The 11327-nt window shown below is 49.9% G+C and carries 11 protein-coding genes and 1 tRNA gene; 1 reads left to right on the top strand and 11 read right to left on the bottom strand.

The window, feature by feature from the left end; all coding sequences use genetic code 11:
* Window positions 1-66: 66 nt before the first annotated feature.
* Together rluF and MKY58_RS27780 are read right to left on the bottom strand one after the other, a co-directional pair.
* Window positions 67-771 (bottom strand): 23S rRNA pseudouridine(2604) synthase RluF, encoded by a 705-nt coding sequence (gene rluF, locus MKY58_RS27785; protein WP_212952378.1) that lies wholly within the window; start codon window positions 769-771, stop codon window positions 67-69.
* Window positions 761-3082 (bottom strand): PAS domain S-box protein, encoded by a 2322-nt coding sequence (locus MKY58_RS27780; protein ID WP_339322891.1) that lies wholly within the window; start codon window positions 3080-3082, stop codon window positions 761-763. Before MKY58_RS27780 ends, rluF begins: the two co-directional genes overlap by 11 nt.
* Before the next feature lie 564 nt (window positions 3083-3646).
* On the opposite strand from MKY58_RS27780, the gene tadA reads away from it, so the two are divergent.
* A complete protein-coding gene (tadA, locus tag MKY58_RS27775) occupies window positions 3647-4111 on the top strand; it encodes a tRNA adenosine(34) deaminase TadA (RefSeq protein WP_281422529.1) in 465 nt (154 codons plus the stop codon).
* 146 nt (window positions 4112-4257) lie between these two features.
* Here the strand turns inward: tadA and MKY58_RS27770 are convergent, their stop codons facing one another.
* The 9 genes from MKY58_RS27770 to MKY58_RS27730 form a co-directional block, all read right to left on the bottom strand.
* Window positions 4258-5343 carry a DUF6612 family protein gene (locus MKY58_RS27770; protein WP_339322890.1) on the bottom strand — a complete coding sequence of 362 codons (1086 nt, stop codon included), beginning with the start codon at window positions 5341-5343 and terminating at the stop codon, window positions 4258-4260.
* Window positions 5344-5637: 294 nt separating this feature from the next.
* Window positions 5638-5793 carry a small acid-soluble spore protein P gene (locus tag MKY58_RS27765; protein WP_339322889.1) on the bottom strand — a complete coding sequence of 52 codons (156 nt, stop codon included), beginning with the start codon at window positions 5791-5793 and terminating at the stop codon, window positions 5638-5640.
* 22 nt (window positions 5794-5815) lie between these two features.
* On the bottom strand, window positions 5816-5992 hold the full coding sequence (locus tag MKY58_RS27760; RefSeq protein ID WP_339322888.1) for a hypothetical protein: 177 nt from the start codon (window positions 5990-5992) through the stop codon (window positions 5816-5818).
* Window positions 5993-6012: 20 nt separating this feature from the next.
* Window positions 6013-6357 (bottom strand): hypothetical protein, encoded by a 345-nt coding sequence (locus MKY58_RS27755; RefSeq protein ID WP_339322887.1) that lies wholly within the window; start codon window positions 6355-6357, stop codon window positions 6013-6015.
* A gap of 224 nt (window positions 6358-6581) precedes the next feature.
* Window positions 6582-6670 (bottom strand) — tRNA-Ser (locus tag MKY58_RS27750).
* Window positions 6671-6744: 74 nt separating this feature from the next.
* A complete protein-coding gene (gene serS / locus MKY58_RS27745; RefSeq protein ID WP_339322886.1) occupies window positions 6745-8031 on the bottom strand; it encodes a serine--tRNA ligase in 1287 nt (428 codons plus the stop codon).
* Window positions 8032-8344: 313 nt separating this feature from the next.
* Window positions 8345-8923, bottom strand: coding sequence for a pyridoxal 5'-phosphate synthase glutaminase subunit PdxT (gene pdxT, locus MKY58_RS27740; RefSeq protein ID WP_339322885.1), 579 nt, complete (start codon window positions 8921-8923; stop codon window positions 8345-8347).
* A 19-nt stretch (window positions 8924-8942) separates the two neighbouring features.
* Window positions 8943-9824 (bottom strand): pyridoxal 5'-phosphate synthase lyase subunit PdxS, encoded by an 882-nt coding sequence (gene pdxS, locus MKY58_RS27735; RefSeq protein WP_036714760.1) that lies wholly within the window; start codon window positions 9822-9824, stop codon window positions 8943-8945.
* Between the two features lie 59 nt (window positions 9825-9883).
* On the bottom strand, window positions 9884-11197 hold the full coding sequence (locus MKY58_RS27730; protein ID WP_339325261.1) for a D-alanyl-D-alanine carboxypeptidase family protein: 1314 nt from the start codon (window positions 11195-11197) through the stop codon (window positions 9884-9886).
* Between the last annotated feature and the right edge of the window lie 130 nt (window positions 11198-11327).

The following is an 11327-nucleotide window of genomic DNA, read 5'->3' as shown; positions in this document are numbered from 1 at the left end:
GCTAAAGCTGTATTTTCGTTGAATAACGATCATACAGCTTTTTTACGTTTATTTGCGGCATGCCGCCTATTGAAGCTCGTAATGAAGGAGCCGGCCAAGCTCTTTTTTTTCGGCTTCGGTCAAATCGCGCCATTTGCCCTTCGGCAAAGAGCCCAGATGAATGTTCATGATCCGGATTCGCTGCAGCTTGCGGACGGAATAACCGAAGCTGCTGCACATTCTGCGGATTTGCCGATTTTTCCCCTCGGTCAAAATAATTTTGAATACCCGGTCGGAAATTCGCGTCACTTTGCAGGGCAGCGTCATTTCGCCCAATATTTTTACTCCGCCCGCCATCCCCGTCAGAAACGAGGTCGTCACCGGCTTGTCTACCGTAACGATATATTCCTTTTCATGTTTGCCTTCGGAGCGCAAAATTTTGTTGACGATATCCCCGTCGCTTGTCATCAAAATAAGTCCTTCCGAATCCTTGTCCAATCTTCCGATCGGAAAAATCCGTTCCGGATGGCCGACGAAATCGACGATGTTGCCTTTGATATGCTTCTCCGTCGTGCTGGTGATGCCTACGGGCTTATGCAAGGCGATATAGACGTGGCGCTTCTTTTTGGCCTCGAGCGGACGTCCGTTGATTCGCACGTCGTCCCCTTCCTCAGCCTGGCTTCCCAAGACTGCGACCTCGCCGTTAATCGTCACTTTACCGCTCTCTACCAGCTTGTCCGCTTCACGCCGGGAGCAAAACCCCGTTTCGCTGATAAATTTGTTAATTCGCAATGGGTTCTTCCCCCTCATGGTTTATGTCTGTTTGCGTCTCCCATGCAATAGGCAACACGATGTCGACCCGCGTGCCTTTTCCCGGCTTGCTGAATATTTCCATCATACCCTTATGGCCTTCAATAATACCTTGGCTGATCATCAAGCCGAGGCCCGTTCCGTTCTCCTTGCTCGTAAAAAACGGCTCGCCGAGCTTAGGCAGGATATGGCTCGGAATACCGATCCCTTGGTCGGTGATCGTGATCCCGATTTCTTCCCGGCTTAATCGGAACAATTCGATCCGGATGATGCCGCCGTCTTCCATTGCTTCGATCGCGTTTTTGATGATATTGATAAAAACCTGCTTCATCTGGTTTTCTTCGCAATGGACCTTGTAATCTTCCGGCTCGAACTCGAATTTGAATTCGATGTCGTACAAATGGGCCTGGCTGTCGAGAAGGTTCACGACGTCGCTCAGGATGCTCCGGATGCTTTTCACCTGAAACTGGGTCGCCTGCGGTTTGGCCAAAATCAAAAACTCGCTCACTATCAAATTGATGCGGTCGAGCTCCGACAACATAATCTCGTTATGCTGCGGCGACACTTGATTGGTTTCGCGCTGAAGCTGCAGAAATCCGCGCAGCGTCGTCAGCGGGTTCCGTATTTCATGCGCCACGCCCGCGGCCAGCTGCCCGACGGTCGTCAGCTTTTCGGAACGCCGCAGAAGCTCCTCCATTTTGTTTCGTTCGGTCATGTCGCGGGAGACGCTAATAAAGGACGTAATATGTCCATCTTCGTCTTTGACGGGTGCCGTGCTGATGCTGACCTCGACCAGGGAACCGTCCTTTCGGAGGCGCAAGGTTTCGGTCGGCGGCAGCTGTTCCCCTTTTCGGAGCGCCTGAACGTTTTTGGTTTCCTCTTCCTCCAAAAAGTCGGGGACGATCTGAAGCTTTTTGCCGACGACCTCATGGCTCTTCCAGCCGTACAAATCCTCAAAGGCCTTATTGACCTGGATCACCCGTCCGGACCAGTCTACCGTATGAATCGCGTCCGCAATTTGCTGGATAATGGATTCGAGATGATCTTTGACCGATTTGTTTTCCTCGGCGGCCTGCTTCAGCTGATTCGTATAATCATGGAGGCTTGAGGTCATGGTATTGATCCTGTCGGATAAAAGCCCAAGCTCGTCTTTGCTGTTAATGGCAAGCGGCGTATCAAACCGCCCCTCCGTGACGTCCTTTACCTTGGCAAGGATCGATTCCATCGGACGGATGATGTAACCCGCAAGCACATAGCTTCCAAGAATGATGATGACAAGAAGCGAAGCAGAAATGGCGATATAACTCACCAACTGATCGTTTAATACGCTCGAAATCATCTCATAGTCCATCACAATGCTTATAATGTACACCGATTGTTCCGGGCTAAACACCGGAATAAAGCTTTTCAGCACCTTTTTGCCGTGGATCTTGGCCTCGAACATGACATTGGAGCCGGTCCCCACAGCCTTGGACACCGCTTCCTTGTCTTTTGTCACATCCCCATAGTTGTAGGTCCCATACTGGATGGGACGGTTGCGCAATTTTATATTATACCCGTCAAAACCGGTGGTTGTCATATTCTTGTTGCCAAAAGTACGGGGATTGATACATGTGATCTCAAGAATATTTTGGTTTACCTGCTTCGTTTTTTCGAGGATCGATTCCGGGCTCACCAACTTCGCGTAATCGTTGATGACGTCGCTTCGAATGAAGGGGTCGATCAAATAGTTGCGTTTTCCGTCATAATAGTAGCCCCATTTATCGATAAAATCAGGGTTCGATGTTGAATATTCAAATGGGCCCGTCCAAAAATTGTCCAGGGACATCCCTTGCGAAACGGTCACCTTCTGCATATTAAAGAGCTGCTGGAACGCAGTGAACCAGTAACCCCAATCCCGCGTGGATAGCCCAAGTTCGCTCGGATCCGACGATTTGACGACGACAATGTCATCTGCGGTCCTGGCCAAAAGGGATATGTGGGTCACGCCGATTTCCTTGCTCAGTTTCCGGAGCTGGCTGTTTTCAATTTCGCGGTAATCCGCCGGCAGCTCCTTGGCCGCAAGGATGGACGCCATGCGAAGCAGCTCTCCGGCTTCCTCCTCCACGTATTTCGAACTGTATTGGCTTTGCTCGATGGAGGCTGCGATTTGCCTGGCGGCAATCAGCATTTTGCTTTCGCTGTCCCTTTTCAAATTGTCTTGGGTCGTGTAGAAGCTGAGGAGAATATATAGAAGCAATATCAACAGCAAAGAGCCAGACATGACCAGCGTTAATTTATACTTGATGGACAAAGGATCACCTCTTGGCAGTTAGCAAACTTTGGTGAAAAATGACAATACTCTATCATCATAACCCCAAACCCTTGCATTTGAAAAGACGGATAACTTATGTATTTTCATTCTTCAACGGCCCTTCCGTTCTCCCTGGAATTGATCTTTGGCGTCTCGTTCACTACAATAAGAAAAACGTCTATTGCAGCACTTCTTAGAAGACAGACCACTTTTCGTTGAAGTTTTTCTTGAGATGTAGGGCAGCAGGCTCTTGCAGCGTTATCTTTCCCTACATCTTAAGAAAAACGTCTATTGCGGCGCTTCTTAGAAAACGGACCACTTTTCGTTGAAGTTTTTCTTGAGCATGCTGCTATATGAATAACTTATGCACGTTATACACATATTCACATTTGTTTTAGAACAATTTGTGGATAAATATGTGTGCAATTAAAAAGTTATCCACAATTATATGCACAGCATGTTAACAAACGAATGCCTGTTCGCTGAATAAACCGCAATTGGAATTTAAGGGGGATTTATATTTTGGAAGAACATTTGAATCATCCTCTTTCTGTGGATGAATCTGTGGATAAAGCTGTGCATGAACGGTGGATGAAAGAAGCCATCGCGGAGGCCAAGAAGGCTGAGGCCATCGGCGAAGTGCCGATCGGCGCGATCATCGTCCGGGGCGATGAAATTATCGGCCGCGGCTACAACCTCCGCGAAACGTCCCAAGATGCGACCGCGCATGCCGAAATCGTCGCCATCCGCCAGGCAAGCCAAGCGATCGGCGCTTGGCGATTGCTCGACTGCCGTCTTTATGTGACGCTCGAGCCTTGCCCGATGTGCGCCGGGGCGATCGTTCAATCCCGCATCCCGCATGTCATTTACGGAACCGGAGACCCCAAGGCAGGCTGCGCCGGCACGCTGATGAATTTATTGCAGGAGCCCCGGTTCAATCACCGCACGGAGCTCACGGTCGGGGTGTTGCAGGAGGAATGCGCAACCATGCTGACGCAATTTTTCCGCAAACTGCGGGGCAAGGCTTAAAACACCAATAGCCCGAGGGCGCTTCTAACTTACGCTAACGATATCACTAACTTTCCAAACATGTCGTCTCCACAAAACCGCCATCTAACAACAAAAAACCACCCGGTTCGGGAAGTTTCCCGACCGGGTGGTTTTGTTTGTGAAGCTTAGTATGCAGCTCCGCCCATTTTTTCTTGCAATTGCTCCATCGTAATGATGTCGCCTTCTTTTGGAATACCGATTTTGAACGTTTGCTTGTCGTTGATCTTGCTGTACTGATTCGTCAATTCCATCGACAGTTTCATGTTTTCTTTTGTCTCAGGATCGTTCATTTCAACATTGATGGCAGCATTCTGGTAGGAAGGGAAATCCTTCTTGTCGATCGCCGTGTTGATGTTGAACTGGTTGATTTTCAGATAGTTCTTCAGTTCGTTCAGACCTTTGCTCACTTCGTCTTTGTTTGCGGAGGTCAGATCCTTTTTGGCCTCTTCGATTTCTTCCTTCGTCACGCCAACCATTTCGCGGTATTCGTCTTTTGCGATAATGTCGAGAATTTTAGGAAGTGCTTTGTTGACGAAAATTTCCGCTGCTTCTTTTACGTTTTCGTCCGTTACGCTGAACTGCACGACTTGTTTTGCTTCTACGCCTTCAGGCAGGTTCGCGTCTTTTGTGTTAATGTCTTTGAAGTATTTTTTGCCGTCGTATTCTTCGAACAACGTATTCAAGACTTCATTGGACAGTTGTTGTGCTTTTTTCTGATCCAGGGAATCCGGATTGAACGTCGTTCCGCCTTGTTCCGCCAGTTCCTTCATGTCCAGCACGAGGTATTTGTTCACCACGTCTTCCGGAAGCGGCAGCATCGGAATGCTTGGAATTTTGACGTACAATTTCTCTTTGGTCATTACCATTGGAATGCTGAAGCTCATCGACATATCGCCCTTCAGGTTGATTCCCATGGTCATCTCGGTTTGCATTGGATCGTTTTGATATACCCCATCAATTGTCAATTCGGCGTTTTTGAGCATGCTCATGACTTGGCTGGCAGCTTCATTATCGGCAGTTTCCTTCGTGGATACCTGCAGATCTTTGATAACCACCTTGCTCTTCATTTCGTACGAAGTCATTTTCATTGCATTCCCGGTGGCGCTCTTCATGGCGTCTTTCGGGTCCTGCTTGCTTGTGCTGCATCCTGCAAGTACCAATGTCAAGGACATAATCAGCGTCAGCATCAGGACTGCAAACTTCTTGTTCATTAATTTCTCTCCTCTCTTTCTCTAGGGCAAAATAGCACACCTTTTCATCATAAACCATTTTTAGGATAACGTGAACAGTTTTTTGGAAATTTTATGATTGGAAAATAATTAATTTCCTTTTTTACCTGCTTTGTGAGCTCACATTGCGTAATACGTCGAATGTCACTCCAAGGTTGCAAAATTTCAATGAGCTTGATGTATAAGTATTTATTTGCATAAAAAAGGAACAAAAAAAGCCCTTCGGCTGGTGCCAAAGTGCTTTTTTCGTTTCCAATAATGTCGTTTGAGGCGAGGTTAACCTTCTCTATTCAAATGATCCACATGATTACGGTTTTTTACTTTTTTCGATCCGGAGAGAGGTTCCTGCATCGTGTTTTCGCGATCGCTGCGATGCTGCCGCTGCTCCTGGCGCTGCGCTTCCGGCACGGGAATGGCTTTCGGTTTGCTCATCTGATTTCACCCCAATCTCGGATTAAGAGTGCTGATGGGTCAAGTCTGTCGTTTTGTCGTGATTCAGCGCATCCTGATGCCGGCGGTCATTGGTATCCTGCTGGATTTGCTGGGCGTGATGGCTGTTTACCCGGGTTTGGTCCAAATCCTCCACAACATTGCTCAGGTTTTTATCCACACCGTTTTTCGCTTTGGTCATCTCTTTCCCTCTTTTCCCTGTTAAACGTGATGAGTCACATCGTGAAGTGCCTGGGCGCATTCATGAATTTGGCGGGTGTACCCTTGGGTCATGTCCTGAATGACCTCGGTGCGCTCATCCACCGTTTGCCCGTCGCGTTCCACGTCGACCAGATCCACCTTGACCTCCCGTGTATCCAAATAGGAGCACTGAAAATCAAAGGAATACATCGTGCGTCCAGCGGAATCGATGTGAATTCGGAGCGCATTCGGATTCGCCTCATCCGCAAACACCTGGGCGGAGTCCGACGGGTCAAGGTTTTGCGGCAGCTGCGATTGCCAAGCCTGAACCAGCTGATCTTGATCGAGTTGAAATTCTCGGTTCATTTCATCACACCTCCCCTGCTTTTTTAATGTGCGGAGAAGGCAACGGATTTATTCGCTTCCCGGCCAAGGAAACGTACGATCCGGAATGCCATTTGTACCCTAACGATTGAAAAACGCTCGGGTGGAAAACGTGGTGAGGGATGCAATACAGTGCATGAATACGAGCATCGGAACAATAAAAAAGAAGCCATTCCATTCGGATGACTTCTGTCGTTTACGTTATCTGGCGGAGAGGATGGGATTCGAACCCATGTGGGCTTGCACCCTAACGGTTTTCAAGACCGCCCCGTTATGACCGCTTCGGTACCTCTCCAGATGGTATAAATATTAAAGGTTACGTAAAGCGTAACAAAAATATCATACCATAGTTTATTTTATTGTTCAAGCTTATTTCTGTTTAGGAGCGATCACCTTGACATTGCCCATATAAGGCTGAAGAACGTCCGGAACGACCACGCTGCCGTCCTCTTGCTGATAGTTTTCCAAAATGGCCGCAACCGTCCGGCCAACCGCCAGCGCCGAACCGTTCAGCGTATGCACGAATTCAGGTTTGGCCTTCGGCTCCGGACGATACCGGATGTTGGCCCGGCGTGCCTGGAAATCCTCCGTATTCGAGCAAGACGAGATCTCCCGGTACATGCCGCTCTCAGGCAGCCATACTTCAAGGTCATACGTTTTGGCGGCGGAAAAGCCCATATCCCCCGTGCTCAGCGCCATGACGCGGTATGGCAGCTTCAGAAGCTGCAGGACGTGTTCAGCGTCGGCCGTCATCTTTTCCAGCTCTTCATACGATTTCTCAGGGTCCACGATTTTAACCAGCTCTACCTTGTTAAATTGATGCTGGCGGATCAGGCCGCGGGTATCCCGTCCTGCCGAACCGGCCTCCGAACGGAAACAGGAGCTGTAGGCCACAAAATGCTTCGGCAAATCCTCCACCGTCAAAATCTCGTCGCGGTAGTAGTTCGTAACAGGCACCTCGGCAGTAGGAATCAGGTAATACTCGGTGTCGCGGATCTTGAACAGATCCTCTTCGAACTTAGGAAGCTGCCCCGTCCCGCGCAAACTGTCGCCGTTAACGATGTACGGAGGCAGCATTTCTTCATAACCGTGCTCTCCGCTGTGAAGATCCATCATAAAGTTGATTAATGCACGCTCCAGACGTGCTCCCAGCCCTTTGTAAAAGGTAAAGCGCGAGCCCGTTACTTTAGCCGCCGCTTCAAAGTCCAAAATATCAAGCCCCTGCGCGATGTCCCAGTGAGCCTTCGGCTCGAAATCGAACGTTCTCGGCTCGGACCAGCGGCGGATTTCGACGTTGTCCTCTTCGGAAGCGCCTACAGGAACGGACTCGTGCGGGATATTCGGGATCGCCATCATCAGTTCGGAGATAGAGGCCTCGAGTTCGCGGATCTCCTCGTCCATAGCTTTGATCCGATCCGACACTTCGCGCATCTCCAAAATCAGCTCTTCCGCGTCTTCCTTATTTTTTTTGCGCTTGGCCACTTCGCCCGATACGACGTTGCGGCGGTTTTTCAGCGCTTCGCTTTCCTGAAGCAATTCTCTGCGGCGCGTATCCAGCTCGGGGAAACCAGAGATCAAATCGAGCGATTTGTTGCGGTTTTTCAGCGCTTGTTCGACTTTCGCAAAGTCGGTCCGCAATATTTTTACATCCAGCATTCCAAAATTCCTCCCAAAATGGTTACATGTATCCGGCCGGAATCCTCGAATCTACGTGAAGGAATTCCTCAGCGTACATCTTTTGAAAACTTCTATTGGCATACCTTCCATAAGCCAAACCATATTCCTGCATGTTCAAAAAAATAACCCCGACCCTTGTGGGTATATCGCTTCAGCCTGCCCATCCCGGTTCGGCCGGAATCGGCAAGCTGAGCAATCCCCTTATCCAAAGCTTACCCTATTTGGAGGCTTTAGATATCATAAAAAGAGTCAAGGTGTCTGTCATGTTATATATCGGCACAAAAGCAGGGTTTTATGACGCTTGGCCGGCTCTTACCATATCCACGAAATATTGATGAAGACGGTAATCGTCGGTCAGTTCCGGATGGAACGAAGACGCCAGCAAATGTCCCTGTCTTGCCGCTACGATCTCTCCGTTGTACGAGGATAGCACATCCACTTGGTCCCCTACGCTGCGGATGAGCGGCGCACGGATAAACACGGCCCGAACCGGCTCGTTAATGCCTTTGACGTCCAGATCGGTTTCAAAGCTCTCCCGTTGGCGTCCGAACGCGTTCCGGGCTACGGTGATATCCATGAGTTCCAAATGGGCTTCTTCCTGGCCTTCAATCGTTTTGGCGAGCACAATCAAACCTGCGCAGGTTCCGAAAATCGGTTTGCCAGCCGCGGAAAACTCGCGGATCGCATCGATAAAATCGTATTTGCGCATCAATTTGCCGATCGTTGTGCTTTCGCCGCCGGGAATGATCAGGCCTTGGATATCCTGCAGTTCTTCCTTTTTCTTGATGGCGACGCCTTCGGCGCCGGCCAGCTCAATGCTGCGAATATGCTCTGCTACGGCACCCTGGAGTGCCAGCACCCCGATTTTCATATGTCTCAAGCCTTCTCTCTTACCAGCCGCGGTCCGACATCCGTTCAGCCGGACTTAGCTTCGAAATCTCGATGCCTTTCATCGGAGTTCCCAGGTTCTTCGATACTTCGGCGATCAGTTTGTAGTCTTGGTAATGCGTTGTCGCTTCCACGATCGCGCGGGCGAATTTTTCAGGGTTGTCCGATTTGAAAATGCCGGAGCCAACAAACACGCCGTCGGCGCCCAAATGCATCATCAGCGCTGCGTCAGCCGGCGTAGCCACGCCGCCCGCGGCGAAGTTGACGACCGGCAGCTTGCCGTTTTCGTGCACGCCCAAAAGCAGATCGTAAGGTACGCCCAAATTTTTCGCTTCTGCGTACAGCTCGTCCTTGGACATGCTTTGTACTTTGCGAATTTGGCTGTTGATCAAGCGCATATGGCGAACGGCTTCGACGATATTGCCCGTTCCCGGCTCGCCCTTCGTGCGGATCATCGATGCGCCTTCACCGATCCGGCGCAGCGCTTCGCCAAGGTCTTTGGCTCCGCACACGAAAGGAACGGTAAAGTCCCATTTATCGATATGGAATACTTCATCGGCAGGAGTCAACACTTCACTCTCGTCGAGGTAGTCGACGCCCAGGGATTCCAGAACTTTCGCTTCCACGTAATGACCGATGCGGGCTTTCGCCATGACCGGAATGGATACCACTTTCATTACTTCTTCGACGATCGTCGGATCGGCCATGCGGGCTACGCCACCTGCTGCGCGAATATCAGACGGTACGCGTTCCAAAGCCATAACGGCCGTCGCACCTGCCGCTTCAGCGATTTTTGCCTGCTCGGCATTCATGACGTCCATGATGACGCCGCCTTTTTGCATTTCTGCCATGCCTCTTTTTACTCTCGAAGTCCCTGTTTCCATGTCCACGCCTCCCGAAATGTGTATCATCTCAATCTATAAGCTAATGCTTTTTGAATATCTTAAAAAAGATTTTTTATTCCGTCAAACAAATCGGCAAACATTTCTCCGATGGCCCGGAAGAACAAACGGAACCAGCTGCCCTTTTCGACATCCTCGGAAGTCACCAGGTTGACCGTCTTGGTCTGTGCTTGATCCATGCCTTCGGCTTTGTACGTATACGTAATCGTTCCAACCTTGGTCCCTTTTTTGATCGGCGCTACCAGTTCGGCCGCATCGAGCTTCGTTTGGAACTTCACGCCTTTCGCGTCGCCGCCTTTCGGCACGACAAAGCTGACATCGCTGTCGCTGACGACGCCGACTTTAGTCTCTACGCCTTTTTTGACGGGAACGGTGTCCAAACCTTCGACTTTCGATTTTCCGGGTACGACCTGCTTGACCTCGAAGTTATCGAAACCAAAGTCCAAAACTTTTTTCGTCTCCGTGAACCGGTGAGCCTCGGAATCGGCCCCCATCACGACGCTGATCAAACGCATACCGTTGCGTACGGCCGTGCCCGTAAAGCAGTTGCCCGCATTTTTGGTGTGTCCGGTTTTCAGGCCGTCCAGACCCGGATATGCATAAGCTTTGAAGTTCGGGATGTTCTTATTCGCTTCCAGCATCCAGTTGTAGTTTACGATGGGCGCTTTATCGCGCTCCCGGAACTTGTACGATTGAATCGCCGTGAATTTGGCGTAATCCGGATGGTCCTTTACGATGTGCATGGCGAGAATGGCCGCATCCTTCGCCGACATGACGTCTTCTTTATCGGTGTCCGGCTGATATTTCTTAGGCATGTCCTTTTTGTCAAGCCCGGTGGCATTGATGAAGTGCGCGGTCTTCATGCCCATTTGCTTAGCCGTTTCGTTCATCAGCTTTACGAATTCCTGCTCGGAGCCGGCTACGCGTTCGGCAAGGGCCACCGTGGCGTCATTGGCCGAGCCTACAGCCATGGCGATATACAGTTCCTCAACCGTATGAACGTCTCCCTGATTCAAAAAAATACGCGAACCCGTGGTTAATTTTGGATTTTCCCCTACTGTAACCTTATCCGTCCATTTCAGCTTCCCCTGTTTAACCTGTTCGGCAACGATATACTCCGTCATCATTTTGGTCATACTTGCCGGAGGGAGCGCTTCGTCGGCATTCATCGACAAAAGCACCTGACCCGTTGAAGCTTCGATCAAAATCGCGGATTTCAAATTCAGCTCCGGCTTCTGGATGCTTCCTGCTACCGCAGTCGTACTGTTCGTTGCAGCGGTCGTGCTTGTCTGCGCCTTCTCCGCAAACACCATGGCGGCCGGCAAAGCGGAAAGGCAAAGCATATTCAAAAGCATAACCGAGGCTATGCTCTTTTTAACGAGGTGACGTTTGTTCTTCTTATGGCCGGAACGACCCGACAACTTCCATTTCTTACTCAATGAATTGTTAACTCCCCTCTTGCCCATTAAAATCTTACTTGTTCTA

Source organism: Paenibacillus sp. FSL W8-0194, assembly GCF_037969745.1.
Classification (GTDB): domain Bacteria; phylum Bacillota; class Bacilli; order Paenibacillales; family Paenibacillaceae; genus Paenibacillus_AQ; species Paenibacillus_AQ cookii.
The sequence above is the reverse complement of the archived record's forward strand: the minus strand, read 5'-3'. Positions and strand labels throughout refer to the sequence as shown.